17 protein-coding genes are annotated in these 19,596 nt (G+C 66.7%); 4 read left to right on the top strand and 13 right to left on the bottom strand.

Annotated elements, in window-relative coordinates:
• Window positions 1–18: 18 nt before the first annotated feature.
• Entirely contained in the window at window positions 19–759 is a 741-nt protein-coding gene (locus WG901_RS06685) for a TetR/AcrR family transcriptional regulator (protein WP_339586229.1), read from the top strand.
• A gap of 51 nt (window positions 760–810) precedes the next feature.
• On the opposite strand, the gene WG901_RS06680 is transcribed toward WG901_RS06685, so the two are convergent.
• The 4 genes from WG901_RS06680 to WG901_RS06665 form a co-directional block, all read right to left on the bottom strand.
• Window positions 811–1,632 carry an enoyl-CoA hydratase/isomerase family protein gene (locus tag WG901_RS06680; protein ID WP_339586228.1) on the bottom strand — a complete coding sequence of 274 codons (822 nt, stop codon included), beginning with the start codon at window positions 1,630–1,632 and terminating at the stop codon, window positions 811–813.
• A gap of 157 nt (window positions 1,633–1,789) precedes the next feature.
• Window positions 1,790–3,994: an acyl-CoA dehydrogenase family protein gene (locus WG901_RS06675; RefSeq protein ID WP_339586227.1), complete on the bottom strand. Its 2,205-nt coding sequence runs from the start codon at window positions 3,992–3,994 to the stop codon at window positions 1,790–1,792.
• 184 nt (window positions 3,995–4,178) lie between these two features.
• Window positions 4,179–6,758, bottom strand: a complete 2,580-nt coding sequence (locus WG901_RS06670) for a TonB-dependent receptor (protein ID WP_339586226.1) — start codon at window positions 6,756–6,758, stop codon at window positions 4,179–4,181.
• Between the two features lie 216 nt (window positions 6,759–6,974).
• Complete coding sequence (locus tag WG901_RS06665; RefSeq protein ID WP_339586225.1) at window positions 6,975–7,169, bottom strand: ferredoxin; 195 nt, start codon at window positions 7,167–7,169, stop codon at window positions 6,975–6,977.
• Between the two features lie 168 nt (window positions 7,170–7,337).
• On the opposite strand from WG901_RS06665, the gene WG901_RS06660 reads away from it, so the two are divergent.
• On the top strand, window positions 7,338–8,075 hold the full coding sequence (locus WG901_RS06660; RefSeq protein WP_339586224.1) for a DUF2889 domain-containing protein: 738 nt from the start codon (window positions 7,338–7,340) through the stop codon (window positions 8,073–8,075).
• Between the two features lie 4 nt (window positions 8,076–8,079).
• Here WG901_RS06660 and WG901_RS06655 read toward each other — a convergent pair whose 3' ends face one another.
• Window positions 8,080–8,874 carry a helix-turn-helix domain-containing protein gene (locus tag WG901_RS06655; RefSeq protein WP_339586223.1) on the bottom strand — a complete coding sequence of 265 codons (795 nt, stop codon included), beginning with the start codon at window positions 8,872–8,874 and terminating at the stop codon, window positions 8,080–8,082.
• A 191-nt stretch (window positions 8,875–9,065) separates the two neighbouring features.
• On the opposite strand from WG901_RS06655, the gene WG901_RS06650 reads away from it, so the two are divergent.
• Window positions 9,066–10,019, top strand: a complete 954-nt coding sequence (locus WG901_RS06650; protein WP_339586222.1) for an enoyl-CoA hydratase/isomerase family protein — start codon at window positions 9,066–9,068, stop codon at window positions 10,017–10,019.
• On the opposite strand, the gene WG901_RS06645 is transcribed toward WG901_RS06650, so the two are convergent.
• The 6 genes from WG901_RS06645 to WG901_RS06620 all read right to left on the bottom strand — a co-directional run bounded on the left by WG901_RS06645 (window position 9,987) and on the right by WG901_RS06620 (window position 16,980).
• The gene (locus tag WG901_RS06645) at window positions 9,987–11,237 is read right to left on the bottom strand and encodes an amidohydrolase family protein (RefSeq protein WP_339586221.1); all 1,251 of its coding nucleotides are present in this window, start codon (window positions 11,235–11,237) and stop codon (window positions 9,987–9,989) included. The two genes, WG901_RS06650 and WG901_RS06645, sit on opposite strands and share 33 nt — an antisense overlap.
• Before the next feature lie 182 nt (window positions 11,238–11,419).
• A complete protein-coding gene (locus WG901_RS06640) occupies window positions 11,420–12,613 on the bottom strand; it encodes a CoA transferase (RefSeq protein ID WP_339586220.1) in 1,194 nt (397 codons plus the stop codon).
• On the bottom strand, window positions 12,603–14,096 hold the full coding sequence (locus tag WG901_RS06635; RefSeq protein WP_339586219.1) for a class I adenylate-forming enzyme family protein: 1,494 nt from the start codon (window positions 14,094–14,096) through the stop codon (window positions 12,603–12,605). The genes WG901_RS06640 and WG901_RS06635 overlap by 11 nt, the downstream gene beginning before the upstream one ends.
• 60 nt (window positions 14,097–14,156) lie before the next feature.
• The gene (locus tag WG901_RS06630) at window positions 14,157–14,447 is read right to left on the bottom strand and encodes a hypothetical protein (RefSeq protein ID WP_339586218.1); all 291 of its coding nucleotides are present in this window, start codon (window positions 14,445–14,447) and stop codon (window positions 14,157–14,159) included.
• Window positions 14,448–14,491: 44 nt separating this feature from the next.
• A complete protein-coding gene (locus WG901_RS06625) occupies window positions 14,492–15,718 on the bottom strand; it encodes a CaiB/BaiF CoA transferase family protein (RefSeq protein WP_339586217.1) in 1,227 nt (408 codons plus the stop codon).
• A gap of 32 nt (window positions 15,719–15,750) precedes the next feature.
• Window positions 15,751–16,980 carry a CaiB/BaiF CoA transferase family protein gene (locus tag WG901_RS06620; protein ID WP_339586216.1) on the bottom strand — a complete coding sequence of 410 codons (1,230 nt, stop codon included), beginning with the start codon at window positions 16,978–16,980 and terminating at the stop codon, window positions 15,751–15,753.
• Between the two features lie 300 nt (window positions 16,981–17,280).
• Between WG901_RS06620 and WG901_RS06615 the strand changes: the two genes are divergently transcribed.
• Window positions 17,281–17,601 carry a hypothetical protein gene (locus WG901_RS06615; protein ID WP_339586215.1) on the top strand — a complete coding sequence of 107 codons (321 nt, stop codon included), beginning with the start codon at window positions 17,281–17,283 and terminating at the stop codon, window positions 17,599–17,601.
• Between the two features lie 114 nt (window positions 17,602–17,715).
• Here WG901_RS06615 and WG901_RS06610 read toward each other — a convergent pair whose 3' ends face one another.
• The gene (locus WG901_RS06610) at window positions 17,716–18,135 is read right to left on the bottom strand and encodes a MarR family winged helix-turn-helix transcriptional regulator (protein ID WP_339586214.1); all 420 of its coding nucleotides are present in this window, start codon (window positions 18,133–18,135) and stop codon (window positions 17,716–17,718) included.
• Window positions 18,136–18,282: 147 nt separating this feature from the next.
• A complete protein-coding gene (locus WG901_RS06605) occupies window positions 18,283–19,536 on the bottom strand; it encodes an acetyl-CoA C-acetyltransferase (RefSeq protein WP_339586213.1) in 1,254 nt (417 codons plus the stop codon).
• Window positions 19,537–19,596 lie beyond the last annotated feature (60 nt).

Below are 19,596 nucleotides of genomic sequence, written 5' to 3'. Positions count from 1 at the left end.
GGAGCTAGAGGGGGGAGGATGACGGAAACGGCCAATGTGACGACGGATCGGGCGGAGCCCGATCCGGCCGATGCGTCTGGGGGGGCGCTCGGCGATGTCAGCCACAATCTCAACGGCCAGCGGCTCGGACGCAAGGGGCGGGGAACGCGCGAGCGAATCCTCGCGGCTTGTGTCGACGTGCTGGCCGAGAGCGACGTGCCGATCTCGATGAGCGCGGTTGCGCGGCGCGCCGCGCTTGGCATGACGTCGCTCTACAATTACTTTTCCGATCTCACCGAACTGCTGCTCGCGGTGCTCGAACCGGTGATGGCGACGGCTGAGGAAAGTTATCTCGCGATGCTGCGCGAGCGCTGGCCCGACGATGGTCTCGGCGAGCGGGCCTATGCCTTCATGAGCGCCTATCATGACTTCTGGGCGCGCAATTCGCGGCTGCTCCACTTGCGCAACACGATGGCGGATACACGCGACGAGCGCATGATGATCCATCGCGTCAGCTCCACCCAGCCGCTGATCGGCCTGTTCGTGACGCAGATGGGGGGCTCGGGCGACGAGATGATGTCGCCGCTACGGGGCATGGCCACCGTGCTTATGACCGGGATCGAGCGTACCGTCACGGTCTCCACCGACACCGGCCTCACCAGTCTTTTCGGCGAACGCGAACGCCGCCAGCCGGATCACTACATGGTGCCAGAGGCGCGCCTGATCGAACTCGCGATCGCCGACACGCGCGCGCGCGTCGCACGGGGCGAGTTCGGCTGAATATTCGAGGCATTCCTTCCCCCGACAAGGGGGAAGGATGGTGCTGGCGGCTTACTTGCCCTTGCCGCCCACGCCTTTGAGATACTCTTCCATGCCCTTGATGTAGGACGGATTGAGCATCAGGCCGCTGTTCGCCATGCGCTCGATGTGGCGACCGGCATCGCGGCCGGAATCGGCAATGAGCTCGATCGCGACCTTGGCCGCGCCCATCTGCTCGCCGTTCTGCTTGGTCAGATGGCGGCAGAAGTCGAGGGCGTCCTGCTCGAAGGTCTCGTCGGGATAGACCTCGTGGACCAGGCCCATGGTCAGCGCCTTGTCGGCCGAGGCGGGCTTGTTGGCCATGACCAGCCAGCGCGCCCAGTGCGGACCGCAGAGGCGTGTCAGGCGACTGACCCCGCCCGAGGCCGGCAGCACGCCGAACAGGCCCTCGGGGAAGGCATAGCCGGCGCTCTTGGCGGCCAGGCGGAAATCGCAAGACAGGCTCATCTCGAGACCGCCACCGACGCACATCGCGTGGTGCGCGACGACGATGGGCTTTTCGATGTGCTCCATCTCGTCCCACAGCTGCTGCATGTTGTTGAGATTGAGGCGGTGGTTCTCGCGGATCGAACGCGCGGACTGCACGCCGCTGACCGAGGGCGATACGACGTTCTGGTTGCCGGCCTTGAGATCGGCGCCAGCGCTGAAATAGCGGCCCGTCGAGCGGATCAGCATGACCTTGAGTTCGTCGGCGTCGCGGAAGCGCAGGACCGCTTCGGTGAGCAGGTCCATCATCTGCCGCGAAATGGCGTTGAGCTTGTCGGGGCGGTTGAGCGTGGCGATGAGGATGCCGTCGACTTCCTCGGTCAGCAGGTGCGGTGCTTCTTCGGTCATGGGTGTCTCCCTTTAAGATCCTCCCCCTTAGGGGGAGGGGGACCGCCCGCGAAGCGGGTGGTGGAGGGGTGTCCTGCCATCGTGAGCGGGATACCCCTCCGTCAGCCCTGCGGGCTGCCACCTCCCCTTGCAGGGGAGGATCGGTATCGTGTTGCCGTTACTGGCGCGAACGCGGCAGGCCGAGGCCCTTTTCGGCGACCATCGAGCGGTGAACCTCGCTCGAGCCGCCGTAGATCGTCGTGCCGTGGGCATGGCGATAGGCCTGGTTGAGCTTGCCCGCCGGACCCTTGCGCTTCGACAGCGAATAGGGCGCGGTGAGGTCGAGCAGGTCGCGCGAGTCGGTGGTGAACTTCTCCGAGGAGAACACCTTGGTCATCGGGCCATAGGCGAGGTTGGTCTTGCCTTCGACCTGGACCCAGTTGGCGCGGTACTGCAGCAGTTCGGCCGCCAGGTAGTTGGCATAGGCGCGGGCCAGGCGGGTCTGGGCGTTGGGCTGGTCGATCAGCTTGCCGCCACCCGGGGCCTGGATCTCGCGCGCCAGCTCGACGGCTTCCTCGACCAGGACCTTCTGCACCTTGGCGAAGCCGCCGCCGTGCTCGAGCTCGAGGCTCGCGGCCATCGTCCGCGCACCGCCGTCGACTTCGCCGAGGCGCCAGGAATCGGGGATCTGGACGCCGTCGTAGAAGGTGATGTTGGTGCGCTCGTCCATGAAGGTGTGCACGGCCTGGATCGTCACGCCATCGGCCTTGAGCGGCACGATGAACATGGTCAGGCCTTTGTGCTTGGCCACTTCGGTGTTGGTGCGCGTCAGCATCAGCACGTAGTCGGTCAGGTTGGCGCCCGAGGTCCACATCTTGGTGCCCTCGATCTTCCAGCCGTTGCCATCGGGGATCGCGCGGCACTGCGCGGCGAAGACGTCCGAGCCCGAACCCGGCTCCGAATAGCCGAGCGAGCAGATCGCGTCGCCCGACATGACCTTCGATAGCACCTCCTGCTTGAGCTCGTCCGAGCCGAAGCGGTGCATGATCAGCGAGACCATCTGGGCGACACCGGCGACGGGGTTGTTCCAGCCCTCTTCCTCGAAGGCATCGCGCGCGGCGGTGACGGCATAGGCGTTGAGGCCACGGCCGCCGACGTCCTTGGGCATCTGCAGGTAGGCCAGGTCGTTCTCGACCAGCAGCTTGTGGATGCGCGGGTTATGGCCTTCCCACGAATAGTGGAACTTGGCGCGCTCCTCGTCGGTGACGTGCTTGTCGAAGAACGCGTGGATCTCGGCCTGGACCGCGCGGGCCTCCTCGCCGAGGTCGAATTCGATCGGCAGGTCGCCGACGTCGGGCAGGCTTGCCGCCTCGTTGCCGTAGAGGCGGCGGCCGGCTTCGGCGAGGAGCTGCTGAGGGTCGCCGAAGGCCAGCGGCCAAGCCTTGGCGCGCAGGTTGAACAGGTGGATGTCGTGCTCGGTGGTGAGGCCGATGCCGCCGAAGGTGTGGAGCGACTGGGTGACCGTCCGCGAGGCGGTCTCCGCGGTCCACCAGCCGGCCAGCGAGACCTGCGCGGCGGCGTCCGCATCGCCATCGGCGATGGCGCGGATCGCCTTCCAGACCATGAACTTGCCGCTGTCGACCTCGGCGATGAGATCGGCCAGCGGGTGGCTGATCGCCTGGAACGTGCCGATGAAAACGCCGAAGGCCTTGCGCTCGCCGGCATAGGCCGCGGCCAGGACCAGCGCCGCGCGCGACAGGCCCGAGAGCGCCGCGCCGATCAGCAGCTTCCATTCCTCGAGGCCGGCGGCGAAGGTCGCCAGCGCGGCGTCGCCGCTGCCGAGCACGGTGGCGGGCAGGGCGGCGAGATCGATCTCGGCGATCGGCGTCGAGGCGAGGTTCTCCTCGGCGACGCGCGCCTCGGCGGGGACCGCGATCAGGACGACGTCGTTGCCCTTGCGCGCGACGACGGCTTCGGCGACGAGTCCGCCCGAAACCCACTGGCGGCCGAATTCGGCGACGTCGCGCATCGCGATCGTCACCACCGCCTCACCGCCGATGGCCTTGCCGAGCAGGTCGTCCTGGCCGCCGAGCAGCGCGAGCAGGCGCGTCGCGACCAGCGCCTCGGCGAGCGGGCCCGAGGCCAGGGTGCGGCCGGCCTCTTCCATCACCACGGCGGCGTCGAACAGGCCGAGGCCCAGGCCGCCGGCCTCTTCGGGAACGCGCAGCGCGAAGGCGCCGAGCTCGGCCAGGCCCTGCCACAGCGCCGGGTCGAACCCGCTGGGCAGGGCGGCGCGCACGCGCTCGCCCGAGGAGTTGTCGTCGAGGAAGCGCGCGAAGGTGTCGCGCACCATTTCCTGTTCGTCGGTGAGGTCGAAATTCATGGAGCTGTCTCTTCCCGGTCTTCTGATCTGAGTGCTGCACGTTCGTTCAGCAGGCCCAGCCGCATCAGCACGGAAAGGCGGGTCGCGGCAATGGGAATTTCGCCCCATCGCCGCCGCGATCCAAACAAAAGCGGCGCCTCCCGAGGGAGACGCCGCCTTCAGTCTAGCGACCCGTCCGCCAGGCTTAATTGCCGAAGCGGTACTTGATGCGCGCGCCCCACATGCGCGGTTCGCCGACGATTGCCGAAACGAAGCCGCGGGCCGAGTTGTCGTTGATCTGCTGGATGACGTGCTCGTTGGTGACGTTCGTCATGAACACCGAAAGATCGATCGGCATCGAGGCGACGTTGGCCCAAGTGGCGTTGAGGTTCAGCACGCTCGACGACGGCGCGATGCCGCGGCCGCTGCCGGCGATGCCATCGGCGACGATGCGGCGCCGCGACTGGTAGACGAAGGTGGCACCGACGGTGAACTTGCCGAACGACTGGTCGAAGGGCAGCGTGTAGTTGCCCGAAGCCACGACCTGGTGCGGTGGACCCGAGTTGGCGATCGTGTTGCACTGCTCGCCCGTGCAGCCCTGCGCCAGCGGCGGCGTGATGTCGTTATACGGTGCCGGCACCACCGGGATCGTCACCTTGAGCAACTTGGCGTTGATGTAGCCATAGGCCAGGTCGAGCCGCAGGCCTTCGAACGGCGAGACGTTGAGGTCCGCCTCGAAGCCCCAGATGCGCGACTTGCCGGCATTGATGATCGTCGCGTTGCCCGAGCAGATCACGGTGAAGCCCGGCCTGGCGGGGTTGCAGGCGACGCCGAGCTGGAGCTGCTGATTGCGCAGCGTGTTGTAATAGCCCGAGACGTTGAAGCTGCCCGGTACTGCGCCGCGCCAGCTGGTCTTGGCGCCGGCTTCGAACGAATCCACCGTTTCCTTGTCATAGGGCTGGATCGGATCGGGTCCGAAGATGGCCAGGCCGCCCTGACGGTAGCCGCGCGACCACTTGCCGTAGATCATCACGTCGTCGACCGGCTTGAAATCGGCCTGGATCAGCCAGGTCGGCGCCTTGGTGTCCTTCTTCAGGTTCTGGCCGCAGAAATTCAGGTGGTTGGCCAGGGTGTAGGGGGAAGTTGCCTGGTTGGCGGCCGAGACCGGCGAGACGAACCCGGGGGCGGTCAGGTTGGTGCAGCCGAACCGGGTGTTGGCGGGATTCGTCTGATAGACTGCGGTCTGGTTGATCAGATAGGTCCGCATCTGGTCCCAGGTGTAGCGCAGGCCGCCGGTCAGGGTGAGCCTGTCGGTCAGCTTGTAGCTGGCCTGGGCATAGAGCGCGTAGTCGCGGAACTTGGTCTTCTGGTACGAGAAGGAGCCCGTTCCGCCAGAGATCGTGCCGAGGCCGGTGCCCGCAGGGAAGGCCGGGCCGCCGACCGCGCTCGAGGGCAGGCAGACGAAGTTGCCGATGTCGGTGCAGCCGGTGAACGAGGCGGTCGAGACGCCGGAAAAACCGAGCGGATCGTTGATTTCGGCATAGCCGCCAGCCTGCCAGGTGAAGGTGCCGTCACCCGGACGCCCCTGGAACTGCAGCTCGGCGACCAGCGAGCTTTGCGCGTTGGTCCGCTTGGTGTTCGGATTGTCGTGGGTGAAGGCGAAGCCGCGAACCTGCTGGCCGGTCTCGGTGCCGTAGGTCACGCCGGGCAGCAAGGCGTAGTTGCCGAAAAGGTCGAGATTGGTGCGGCCACGGAATTCGCCGTAGGACAGGATGTTCTTGACCGTCAGGCTGTCGCTGGCGGTCCAGGTCAGTGTGTTGATCGCCTGCCACTGCTCGCTGATCGAGTGCGAGTCCGGCGCGCGGTTGGACACCGACCAGAAGCCGAGCGGCGCTTCGCGGGCGATCTGCGCGGCCGACTCGTTGCCGAAGAAGGCCTGGTTCGACGTGCCGGGGAAAGCCGCGATGATCTTCGGGATCACGCCGTTGCTCTGCGAATGGGTGTATGAGAACACCGTGTAGTTCTCGAGGTTGGGGGCTAGGTCGCCGATCATGCTGAGGCGCGCCGCCCAGTAGTTGACGTCGCCAAGGCCGCGACCTTCGAAATCGCCGTCGCCCAGATTGCCGGCGTTCCGCAGATAGCCCTTGCGATCCATGTGATCGACACCGGCGCGCACGCGGAAGGTGTCCGACAGCGGGATGTTGATCACGCCTTGGGTGCGCCACATGTCGTAGTTGCCGGCGCTGCCCTCGATATAGCCCTCGAGGTTGTCGGTCGGCTTTTGCGGCACCAGCAGCACGGCGCCGCCGGTGACGTTGCGGCCGAACAGCGTGCCCTGTGGTCCCTTCAGGACCTGGACGTTCTGCAGGTCGAACAGCGCGCCCGGACCGGCGCCGTCGCCGCCGAAGGTCGCGCCCGAACCGCGCGGTGCGACGACGTCGGCGAAGAACACGCCCACGGTCGCGAAGCTGCGCTGCTCCTGGTAGAAGCCGCGGATCGTGAAGGTCGTGTTGTCGGCGCCGTAGCGGCTGTTGACCGCGAAGCCCGGCGTCAGGCTGGCCACGTCCTTCAGGTTGCTGATGTTGTTGTTCATCAGCTTGGCCTGATCGACCACGGTGATCGAGATCGGCACGTCCTGCAGGCGCTGTTCGACGCGCTGCGCGGTGACGATGATGTCGTTGCTCGAACTGGTGTCCGTCTCGGACGTCTGCGCCTGGACCGCCGCCGAATTGAAGGCGCAGAAGGTCGTCGCGGCCAGCAAGGCCGCTTTTGTCTTGGTGTTCACTGGCATCTTCCCCCGCTATTCGCCCCGGTCACCCTGGATGGGTTTTATGTACCGGGCCGACCTATTGGGTACGCCTCGTGCAGCGATTGCCAATGAGCAAACGTAACAAGGGTGTCAGTTTTTCGGGAAGCGTTGCTTGTATACAACGAAGCGCAGGCGTTGTGAGATGAGGTGTATCTCTACTGCTATCATCTGAGATGATCAGCTACTTTATCATTACTCTTCGACGATCTCGATCACGCGTTCGGGGCAGGCGCGGGCGCCGCGCTTGGCGAGTGATTCTTGCCCCTCGGGAACGTGGAAGTCCTCGATGGCGATGTATCCCTCCTCGTCGAGCGGATAGAGCTCGGGCGCCACGGCCCAGCAGCGTGCGTTGCCGACACAGCGCGCCTTGTCGATCCGGATCTTCATGCCTCTCTCCATCGCTGGCGCCGCCTTTGCGGCCGTCGATCGCCTATTTGCCATTCGCAGGGCTGCCTTGTCGATGCGATCGGGTCTTGGCCGACGGCAATCGCGCGGGCGATGGGGCTTGTCAGGACGGTCGACAGGCCTCGGCGGCTGTGAAATCCTCTGTCGATCATGACCGAGGTCCAGGATTTACCCGGCTATCGCCGCCGCATCCGCATCGAGCCGCGAACCAGTGCGGAAGGAGGCGCGGTGCTGGCGATGCTCGAAGACGACATGCATTGCATGGCGGTGACGCTGCGTCACGAGGGCGGGGTGGTCACGGCGGTCGAGCCGGTGATGGAGCGGGCACCTTGGACCACCTGCCCCGGCGCGCGGGCGCAACTGATCGCGACATTCACCGGGCAGCCGCTGAGCGAGGTCACGGCCAAGCGCGAGAAGCGCGCCAACTGTACCCATCTCCACGATCTGGCGGTCTTCGCCGCGGCGCATGCGAGGGGACGGCCGCTGGTCTATGACGTGCTCGCCAGCGACCCGATCGCGGGCGAGCGCCTGCTGGAGTTGCGGCGCGACGGTGCGCGGCTGTTGTTGTGGCGCGAGCGCGCGAGGCTATTGGTCGAGCCCGAGAGCGCGAGCGGCCTCATGCTGCACCAGTTGCGCGACTGGATCGCGGCGCTGCCGGCGGACCTGCAAGAGCCGGCACGTGTGCTGCAATGGGCGGGACTGGTCGCACATGGGCGCACGATTCCGATCGAGCGACAATCGCGTGCGGCCGATCTGCCGCCAAATTGCTATACCTTCCAGCCCGAGCGGGCGGTGATCGCAGCGCGTGTCGGCGAACTGCGCGATTTCAGCAAAGGGCCGGACGAACCGCTCGCCCACATTGCCGGGCGGCAGCTCGCCCGCCTTTAACCGGTCAGGCGGCGGTCGGCAGCTTTTCGACCTTGCTAAGCGAGGCGAGGCCCTCGATCGCATCGTCGAGGCAACGCAGCAGGCTCTCGCGGCTGACGCGGTCTTCCTCGCCGTAGACGATGCCGATGGCCAACGGATGGCTCTCGTCCTGGCCGGGCAGCAGGGCGGCGACGACATCGGCCTGTGAACCGAAGCCGAGCTTGCCACGAACGTGGCCGCTCTCGCGGCAGGTCTCGATGCGCGCGGTCATGTCGGGGACGGCGAATTTGCGATCCTCGGCAGCTTCGGCATTGAGCCGGCGCAATACGCCGTCGCGGCGCGTCGGAGCGATCGTCGAAAGCAGCAGCCAACCGGGGGCGCTGTCGCAGAGCGGTTCCTGCAGGCCGCCGTGAAGGCCGCGCATGGCCTTGCTCGAGGCGCGCGGGCCTGCATGCCACGAGACGATCTGGCTCTTGAGGCCAACGCGGCCGAAGACCGCGACCGAAAGGCCGGTCTGCGCCGCGAGACGATCGACCAGGCCGACGAGACGGCCGTCGCGGACGATACCGGTCTGGCCGGCGGCGCCGATCAGAGCCGCGCGGGGCGCCAGACTGTAAGAGCGCGAATTGGGATCCTTGTAGAGCAGGCCGAGCTCGACGAGGCTCGACAGCAATTCGGACGTGCTCGACTGCGGCCGGTCGTAGCGGCGCACGATGTCCATCACCGTGGCTTCACGATGCGTATCGTCGAAAAATTCCAGAACCTCGATCACGCGACGCGCGATCTTCGCCTTGTTCGAAGGGGCTGACCCGACGGGCATGGACTCTCTCCTCCACCTCTTATGCGTCGAGATTTGCTCCATAGGCGAGCAATGTCAACGAAAATGAGAATGTCTCGTTTATTCCTGACCTTGGTTAGCTTACATTGCAAGGCCCTTGGTGTTCAACCCGTTCAATTTGCGCGATGGATCGTCTCGGAACGGCGAGCGATTCGCCCCGGAGATCCGCGGAAATGGACATCGGCGAACTGACCGTCGCGGCGGAACGGCTCTGGCGTGGCGAGGATTGGTCCGGGGATGGGATCGGCCGGCCGATCGCTTTCGTCGATCTCGATCGGGCCGCGAGCCTGCCCGAGTCGCTGGCGCTGCCGCCATGCCCGGTGATCGGGCTGGGTGATGCCGGCCATCCACTCGCGGCTCATCTCGATGCCGTGATCGAGCCCGCCATTGGCGCCGAGGCGATTGCCCGCCAGGTCATGGCCCATCCCCGCGCCGCGGCGGTCATCGTCCAGCTTCTGCGCCTGCTGCCCGCGCTGTCGACCGAAGAGGGACTGACCGCGGAATCGCTGGCCTATGCCGTGCTCCAGGGGAGCGACGAGCACTTGCGCTGGCGTGCGGTCCAGCCCGTGCCGACACCGCGCGGCGAGGGACGGCTGCGGGTCGAACGTGGCGACGACGGGCTGACGCTCACGCTTGCGAGTCCTGAAAACGGCAACGCCATCGACCGCCCCTTGCGCGATGCGCTCTATGAGGCGCTGTCGCTGGCCGCGCTCGATCCCGATGTCGCCCGGATCGCGCTGCGCGCAGAGGGCAAGGCTTTCAGCCTCGGCGCCGAACTCGGCGAATTCGGCACGACTACCGATCCCGCGACCGCCCATGCGATCCGGCTGGCGACCTTGCCGGCGCGACCGGCTGCGCGCTGTGCCGATCGGCTCGAGGTCCACATCCAGGGCGCCTGTGTCGGCGCCGGGCTCGAACTGGCGGCCTGGGCGCGGCGGATCGTCGCGACGCAGAACGCCTGGTTTCAGCTGCCCGAACTGGCAATGGGCGTGCTGCCGGGGGCGGGGGGCTGCGTCTCGCTGACACGGCGGATCGGGCGGCAGCGGACCGCGCTGCTGATCCTTTCGGGCAAGCGGCTCAGCGCGAAGCAGGCGCTAGACTGGGGCCTGGTGGACGAGCTCGCCTGACACGAAGGTCGCGCGCACGGTGTCGGCCGAGAGGCTTTCACGCGCCGCAGTCCAGGGGCGATCGAGCAGGCAAAGATCGGCGGTCGCGCCCGGTTCGACCCGGCGCTGGCGGGTGAGATCGAGCGGATCGGCGAGGTAGAGCGCCAGCGCTTCCTCGGGCGTCAGCGCCTCCTCGGCGCCGATGACCTGGCCGTCGCGCGTTCGGCGCGAGACCGCCGCGGCCATCGCCTGCCACGGATCCGCGTCCCCGAAAGGCGCGTCGCTGCCGCCGGCGAGCGGAACACCGGCATCCGAAAGGCTGCGCAGGCGGTAGAGGTCGCCGTGGTGGCGCGGTTCGACGTCGGCGAGGTAGCGGTCGCCGCGCTCGGCAACGAAGTGCGGCTGAACGCAGACCGCGAGCCCCAGCGCCGCGATCCGCGCGACGAGTTCGGGCGAGGCGACCGAAGCATGCTCGATGCGGTCGCCCGGTCGCGCGCCCGCAGCCTCGATCGCGGCGAGCGCGAAGACGAGCTCGATCTCGGACACGCAATGGACCGCGAGCCCGCGATGCTGGTCATGCGCCGTCGCGATGAAGGCGACCGTCTCCTCGAAATCGGGGAAGGCGGCTTCGTGGAGGTGGAGCTTGGCCGGGCCGAGGGTCCAGCCGCCGAGGGTTCCCGCGAGCAGGGCGTGCTGACGGAGTGATCGCGCTTCGCGCTGCCCTGCGAAGTGGCGCGCGATGACGGGATCGTTGCGCGGGCTCATGTCGGTGACGCCGGTCACGCCGAAGCGCGCGAGGTCGGCGGAAATCGCGGTGAAATCCGGGGGCGTGCTCGCGAGTGCGGTCTGCAGCCAGGCGTCTTCGTCGAACAGGTGGCCTTTGTCCCGATCGAGCCCGTCGGGTGCTTCCGCCCCCGCCAGGACCGTTTCGAGCCCCAGCGAATTGAATAGCCAGAGCCGTCCGGATCGGTGCTGGATCCGCAGCGGCCGATCGGGAGCCAGCGCGTCGAGCTGGCGCCTGTCGGGCAGCCCCATCACGCTCTCGTGATAGCCGATCCCGCGGATCCAGCCGCTGCCGGGGCGACGGAGTCGGGCCGCGAGCTCGTCGGCGTCGTTCACCTCGGGCGGACCGCAGGGCACCGAGGCGGCGCGAACGGCCAGGCCCGCGAGGTGGATGTGGTGATCGTGGAGTCCGGGCAGGAGAGCGCCGCCCTGCGCATCGATTATCCTCCCCGGCACGGGGAGGGGGACCGCCCGAAGGGTGGTGGAGGGGGGGCTCCGGCGAGCGCCGTGTTGACCGAGGCGCCCCTCCACCGCTTCGCGGTCCCCCTCCCCGTGCCGGGGAGGATGGAGAGCGGCGATCCTGCCGCTTTCGATCTCCACATCGGCCAGCCCATGCCCCCATACCTCGGCGTTGCGGATCAGCATGCGAGCCATTCCGCGGTGTCGGCGCCGAGCGCGCGCACTTCGCCCTCCAGCGCGCGCCGCGGGACCTTGGGGAAGGGCTGTCCGACGGCCTGCGCCCAGCCGAGCAGTTCGCCGTGAAGCCGCGCTGGATCATGCGCCCGCTCCTCGGCCAGCGCCTGCGCGGTAATCGCGCTCATGGCGAGTCCGATGCGCCGGGCCGCGCCACTTTGGTAGGCGCGCCAGCCTTCGAGTGCGCCGGTGATCCCGGTCAGCGGATCGGCGATCGCGTCACCGACATAGCCGATCGTGCCGCTGGCGTCGGCGAGTGCGCGGGCGAGGCCGCCGGCGACCGCGCAGTCGTTGCCGATCCCGGTCCAGCCCGCCGCCTCGCCGCTGGCGCCGTGGCCCGTGACGCTGAGCCAGACGAGCCCCGGCACCTCTTTCACCAGCGCCTCGGCATCGATCCCGAGCTGCTTCAAGGCCCGCACACGCGAGCTTTCTATGACGAAGTCGGCACGGCGGATCAGCGCGATCAGCGTCGCTTTCTCGGTCTCGCTGGCCATGTCGATCAATGCCGAGGCCTTGCCCTGGTTGATCAGGTCGAAGGTCGCGGGATCGTCGCGGCGGATCAGGTCGGGGCGGTTGCGGCTCTCGATCTTCACCACCTCCGCGCCGGCGAGCCAGAGCAGGTGCCCGATCAGCGGCCCGGCCCAGATCGCCGAAAGATCTACGACGAGCGGCACGTTATCCGGCGAACGCTCGCGGCGCGGCCCTTCGATCAGCACTTCGACCGGTTGAGAAACGGGCGCTTCGTCGGCCGAAGCTACGGGCAGGCCGAGCAGGCGGCCGCGCATGACGAGGTCGGCACAGTCGTGCCGCGCCACCGCCTCGGCGATCGCCTCGGGGCTGTGGATGTCGACGCTATCGTCCAGGAAAAGCGCGGGCAGCAGCTCGCGATCTTCAGCGCGGATCAGCGTCAGCGCGAACCAGCCCCCGTCGCGCGTCGGCATCAGTCGGCTGCCGCCGAGCCCTGCCGAAATCCGACCGTTGATCGTGTAGTCGCCGTTCGAACCCCGTTCGCCGACGATCGTCTCGCCGCTCAGCGCGGCGATGCGAGGGGAACCGGTCTCCTCGGCGAGGAGGCGCAAGTGACGGTCGGCCCAGCGCGCCAGCGGGATCGCCGGGCCGAGACCGTCCTCAGTCGGCAAGGATCTTCTTGACCTCGCGGCGCAGCAGCTTGCCCATTTCGTTATAGGGCAGCTCGGCGACGAAGGCGACCTTGTCGGGCACGCGGCTCGACCGCAGGCGGCCGCGGATCAGTTCCTTGAGCTCGTCTTCGCCCGGTGCGCCATGACCTTCGCGCACGACGACGGCGATGCCGACGGCCTCGCCCCATTCGACCGAAGGCACCGCGCAGGCGCAGGCGTCGGCGATGGCGGCATGAGTCAGCAGCACGTCCTCGATCTCGCCCGGCGACATGTTCTCGCCACCACGGACGATGACGTCGTCGGCGCGGCCGGAAAGGAAGATGTAGCCGTCTTCGTCGATGAAGCCGGCATCGCGCGTCGGGAACCAGCCGCCCTCGACGAGCGCGCTCTTCTCTTTGTATTCGCCCGAAACCTGGTCGCCGCGGACGTAGATCTCACCGGCTTCGCCCGTGGGCAGCACCTTGCCATCCTCGTCGCGAATCTCGATCTCGACCGTCGGCAGGGCCTGACCCAGCGAGGTCAGGCGCGCGCGCACCTTGGGATCGTCCGAGGCCAGCGCGGCGCGGTGGTCGTCGGGGCCGAGCAGCGCGATCGTCGAACTGGTCTCGGTCAGGCCATAGGCATTGGTGAAGCCGGTGCTCGGAAACAGCGCCAGCGCCTTCTGGATCACTTCGAGCGGCATCTTGCCGCCGCCGTAGGAGATCGCGCGCAGCGACGACACGTCGGCGGGCGTCGTATCCATTGCTGCAATGATGCGGCCGAGCATGGTCGGCACGACGAAGGCATTGGTCACCTTCTCGCTATCGACCAGCTTGAGCCAGCCCTCGGGACTGAAGGCTGGCAGCATGACGATGCGGCGGTTCGAATAGACCGACGACATGATCGCCGAGATACCGGCGATATGGTAGGGCGGCACGACCATGATCGCCGCGTCGCTCTCCTCGGCCGAGGCGAATTCGACCGTGCCCAGGATATAGCCGAGCAGGTTCGAGTGCCGCAGGATCGCCGCCTTGGGCGCTGCCGTCGTGCCGCTGGTGAACAGCTGCACGGCCACGCCTTCGCCCTCGTCGTAGACGCGGTCGTCGGCCGGGACGGCTTCCTGCGCCTGGAGCACGAACAGCTCGCGCGCCAGCACCGTGTGGCCTTGGTCGCCGGCGATGCGCGCGACGCGCTCCTCGTCGCCCACGACCAGCGCCGGCGCTATGCGGCCAAGCAGCGCGGCCAGGTCCTCGTCGGCGAGGCGATAGTTGAGCGGGCAATAGGGCACGCCGGCCAGCGCCGCGCCGAACAGAGCGATCACCGCCGCCTCGCTGCTTTCGTCGAGCAGTGCGACATATTGCGCGCCGCTCTGCTCGATCAGCTCGTAGGCGCCGCGAGCGGCGGCGAGCAGTTCGGCATAGGTCCAGCGCTTGCCGTCGCAGACGAGCCCGACGCGGTCGGGCGCGGCCTCGGCGGCCATTTCGAGAAGCAGCGAGATGTTCATAAGGCGGCGATTTCTATCCTGGTAGGAGGCCTGGCCGGAATGGACCCGGGTTTCGGCCGATCAGTCCGAAGCGGGAAGCGGCTTGGCGTCCTTGATCACCAGCGCGACGCCGTCGACCGAAAGCGAACCCTTGCCGGGCTTGACGCAGAGCAGCTCGTAGGCGCCGTCGGCATCGACATAGCGCTTGCCCATCAGGGTGCCGGCCGAGAAGTCGGCGGCGAGAGGGGCGAGATCGGCAGGCTTGGCTTCAGCCATCGGCGAGCCGCCGCATTCGATCGTGCCGCCACCGGTGCGGATGACCATGACTTCGGTATCGTCGGCGACGCTCTTCAAACGGGTTCCGGGCTTCATCTCTCGTGTCCTTCGTATCTGTAATCAGGAATATATGTTCGCGATCAGGCGATCGCACCGGACGCCTTTAGGCGCTCGATCCGCTCCCAATCAAGGCCGAGCTCCAACAGTACCGTCTCAGTATGTTCGGAATGCTCGGGCGCGCGGCGGGTGTCGACGGCGGTGTGGTCGAACTGCACGGGATTGCGTACCACGCGGAAGGCGGGCGAGCCGTCGATCGGATCGACGGTGAAGAACGCGTCGTTGGCGATCGCCTGGGCGTCCTCGCCGAGGTCGAGCAGGCTCTGCACCGCGGCCCACTGGCCCTTCATCGTCTGAAGATGTTCGCGCCAATAGGCGAAGTCGCGCGCGGCGAAGGCGGCGACGATCAGGTCGTTGATCTCGGCATGATGCTCGGCCAGGCCTTTGGCATCGGCGAAGCGCGGGTCGATCGCGGCGTCGGGCAAGCCCAGGTGCTCGAAGGTATCGCGGATGTAGGGATCGGGCACCATGATGAACAGGCTGATCACCCGCCCGTCACTGGTCTGGAAATGGCCCATGAACGGGTTGACTGCGGCGCCGCCGACCTTGGGCAGGCCGACGCGCATCATCGATCCGCCATGGAGGTAGGGGGCGATGACCATGCCCGACATCCACATCGCGCTCGACAGCAAGGAGACGTCCACCTCGGTTGCTTCGCCGGTGCGTTCGCGGTGCAATAGCGCTGCGGCGATGCCGCCAGCCAGGTTCATGCCGCTCAGCGAATCGCCCATGCCGCCGATGCCCATCTGCAGCGGCACGTCGAACTCCTGCGGGGTCATCGCATGGGCAACGCCGCTGTGGATCCAGAAGGCCGTCATGTCGTAGCCGCCGCGGTCGCGGTCGGGGCCCTTGTCGCCATAGCCGCTGCCGCGTGCGTAGATGATGTCGGGATTGGCGGCGCGGATGTGTTCGAGGTCGATCTTCAGCTTCTGCCGCGCGCCGGGGAGGTAGTTGGTCAGGAAGACGTCGGCGTCCTTGGCCAGTTCGTAGACCAGTTCCTGCCCCTCGGGCTTGGAGACGTCGATCGCGATCGAGCGCTTGCCGCGGTTGGGATGCTGGATCATCGGATTGGCGACGGCGTCGAAGGTCATGCCGCCGATCGAGCGGGCGCCGCGCTGGGCATCGCCGCGCACCGGATGCTCGACCTTGATGACGTCGGCACCCCAGTCGGCCAGGACCGCGCCGGCCGCAGGCACGAAGACGAACTGGGCCACTTCGAGGACCCGTATTCCCTTCATTACCTGCGTCATCGCGCGGCCCCTCCCGACCTAGGGAAAGTGCCTCAGGCGATCGCGCCCTTGGCCTTCAGTTCCTCGATGCGATCCCACTCGATGCCCATTTCCATGAGCACGATCTCGGTGTGCTCCGAAGCCTGCGGCGCGCGCGTGGTTTCGGTCGGCTCGCCGTTCCACTGGACGGGGCCGCGAACGAGGCGCATCGGTGCGCCGCCGTCGGCGCCCTCGACCTCGATGATCATGTCGTTGGCCACGGTCTGGTCGTCGGTGATCAGGTCGCGCATGGTCTGGATCGGCGCCCACTGGCCCTTCATCGTCTTGAGATGCTCGCGCCAGTATTCGAACGGCTTCTTCGAGAAGGCGTCGACGATGTAGCCGCTGGCGATCGCCGCGTTCTCGAACAGCGCGCGCGGTTCGGAAAAGCGCGGATCGTCGGCCAGTTCGGCGAGGCCCAAGTGCTCGAACATGTCGCGGATCAGCCCGGTCGGGCTCAAGGTGCAGAGGTTGATCCAGCCGCCGTCCGAGGTGCGGAAGTTGCCCATGAACGGATTGACGCTGACCCCGCCCGACTTGGGCATCGAATTGGGGCTGTAGATGTCGGTCTCCATGACCTGCGCGAGCAGCGCGCCCGATGCCCACCAGGCGGTGGACAGCAGCGAGACGTCGATTTCGGTCGCCTCGCCCGTCATCTGGCGGTGATAGAGGGCGGCCGAGATGCCGCCCGCGATGAACATGCCGCCGATCGAATCGCCGAAGGCGGGCATGCCCTGGCTCAGCGGGCCGTCGAGCTCGGCCGGGGTCATGGCGTGGGCGATGCCGCTGCGGTTCCAGAAGCAGGTGCCGTCGAAGCCGCCGACGTGGCGCTCGGGGCCCTTGTTGCCCAGCGCCGAACCGCGCGCATAGATGATGTTCGGATTGACCGCGCGAATGTGCTCGACGTCGAACTTGTTCTTCTGGCGGTGCTGGGGAAGGTAGTTGGTCAGGAACACGTCGCACTGCTTGGCCAGTTCGTAGAGCAGTTCCTGGCCTTCGGTCGTCGACAGGTCGATGCCGACCGAGCGCTTGCCGCGGTTCGGGTGCTCGATCAGCGTATGGCGCAGCGGGTCCAGCTTGACGCCGCCCATGTTGAGAAAGCCGCGCTGGGTGTCGCCGCGCACCGGATGCTCGATCTTGATGACGTCCGCGCCCCAGTCGGCGAGGATCGCGCCAGCTGCCGGCGTGAAGGTGAACTGCGCCACCTCGAGAATGCGAACGCCCTGCATCACCTTGGTCGTCATTTGGTCCTGTCCCTCTGTCTCTATCTGGGAAAGGGGCGGTCTGTCGCGCCCCTGGCAAGCGCCGTCCTGCGCGGATTCGCGGCCGCGATCAACCGTCTGGCCATCGCAGTGACGATTAAGGCTTGAAATCTGCCTGCTGCAGCGCGATATGCTGCACCGCAACATCTAATAAGCTTGCTTAGTTGTTTGCGAAAAATGCCACTGATGTTGCATTCTATGCAATTGACACAAAGCTTATACTAAACTAGGTTAGCGTTCAGAAGTTGATCCTCCCCCTTTCGCCTCAATCGGAGATTTCTCATGACCAAGTTCATCCTTCCCGCCGCCGTCGCTGCTCTCGCCGTTCTGGCCGCTCCGGCCGCCGTTTTCGCTGCTGAGTCGTCGCAGTCGGTTCGCGCCGCCACCGACGCCGCCGCTGGTTCGGTCGCCATCAACGCCGGCAAGATGCTCTACTCGAGCAACGGCCAGCGCGTCGCTGCGATCTATCGCGTCACCGCTGACGGCAACCCGCAGGTCATCCTGAACGGCAAGCTGGTCACGGTTCCGGCTTCGACGCTTTCGGACGTCAACGGCAAGGTCACGACCTCGCTGACCAAGATCGAGCTCGGCCGCGCCAAGTAAGCGCCCGACGCAACTGATACGGAAAGGGCGGCGCTTAGCGCCGCCCTTTTTGTTTGTGTGCAATGCGAAAGATTAAGCGACCGTGCTGCTGACGCGCAGGCGGTTTCTTCGCGTTCAGCCCTTGAGGACGTTGGCGTAGAGCTTGTCGAGATAGCTCTGGAGTCGCTCGAGTTCTTCGGTTTCGAAACCGCGGAACATGCGCTCCTCGGCGTCGCGGGCGATCGTCGCCAGCTTGTCGAGCAGGGGGCCGGCGGCATCGGTCAGATAGACCGCGCGCGCGCGGCGATCGTCGTCGCGTTCGCGGCGTTCGAGCAGACCATCGGCGCAGAGGCGATCGATCAGGCGTCCGGCCGAGGCTTCCGACATCTCCAGCGCTTCGGCGATCACGCGTTGGGTCGCGCCCGGGTGGCGCGAGACCACTGCGATCATCGCCCATTGCGAGCGCGTGACGTGCAGACCCACGACCTGGCGGTCGAAGTTGTTGCGCAGCAAGCGGGCGAGCACGGTGAAGCGAAGGCCGATAGCGCGCCGCATCTCGTGATCGTTCTCTATCGTGACCTCTATTGTCTTTCCCCGCAGTTAGCGCCGCGCCGATCCGGGCAAACTACCCGGAGCGGCGCGGAAATGCACGGCTTATTCAAGATACGAACGATGTGATACAGCGTGTATCAAGCGTTCGCTTCAAACCCGTTCGATGATGATCGCGGGTGCCATGCCGCCGGCGGCGCACATGGTGATCAGGCCATAGCGACCGCCCGTGCGCTCGAGCTCGTCGAGCGCCGTGCCGATCAGGATCGCGCCGGTGCCGGCGATCGGGTGGCCGAGTGCGATCGAGCCGCCGTTGGGATTCACCTTGGTGCGGTCCAGGTCGAGGTCGCGGATGAACTTCTCGACGACGACGGCGAAGGCCTCGTTGACTTCCCAGACGTCGATATCGTCCTTGGTCAGGCCGGCCTTGGCCAGGACTTTCTGCGCCGCGGGGACGGGGGCGTTGAGCATCAGGGTCGGATCGTCGCCGATCTCGGCCATGGCGACGATGCGCGCGCGCGGCTTCAGTCCGTGCTTTTCGGCATAGTCCTTCGAGGCGAGCAGGATCGCGGCGGCGCCGTCGACCACGCCCGACGAGATGCCGACGTGGTGGATCGGCTTGATGTCGACGTCGGGGTACTTCTGCTGGATGAGTTCGCCGTAGGTCTTGCCGCCTTCCTGCGAGGGCATGTTCAGGAACATCTCGAAGGCGGGCTTGAGCTGGGCGAGACCTTCCTTGGTCGTCTCGGGACGCGGATATTCCTCGTGGTCGAGGATGACGTTGCCTTCGTCGTCCTTCACGACGATCGTCGACTTGTCGAAGCGGCCTTCCTTGAGCGCGACGGCGGCGCGGCGCTGGCTCTCGACGCCCATCTCTTCCAGCTCTTCGCGGGTGATACCCTCGATCGCGGCGATCGCGTCGGCGCAGACGCCCTGGTTCGACTGCGGGTGCTTGGCCTGGAGGCGCGGATTGCCCGTGCCCATGCCGCCGCCCGAGAGGCCGGCTTCGCGCATCTTCATGCCGTAGTAGTTGACGTAGGACAGCATATCCATGCCGCCGGCGATCACGAGATCGTGCATGCCCGACATGATCATCGCCGCGGCGAAGTTGGTCGTGGTGATCGACGAGCCGCAGAAGCGGTTCATCGTCACGCCGCCGGCCTTGACGTCGTAGCCCGCGTCGAGCGCGGCGTTACGGCCGATGTCGCCGCCCTGCAGGCCGATCGCGCCCGAAACACCCCAGATCACGTCGTCGACGTCGGCGGTGTCGAGGTTGTTGCGATCCTTGAGCGCCGTCAGGACTGTGGCCGAAAGATGTTCGGGGTGCATGGTGGAGAGGGCGCCTTTGCCCATCTTGCCGATGCTGCGGAAGGTACGGACGGCGTCGATGATATAGGCGTCGGCCACGGGTCTTCTCCTCAGTATTTTTGCTTGGCCGTTCCATGCTTGGCCGGCCGGGGTTTTGCA

The sequence above is a fragment of the Novosphingobium anseongense genome, assembly GCF_037482895.1.
Lineage (GTDB): Bacteria > Pseudomonadota > Alphaproteobacteria > Sphingomonadales > Sphingomonadaceae > Novosphingobium > Novosphingobium anseongense.
This window is presented reverse-complemented; position numbering and strand designations above follow the sequence as displayed.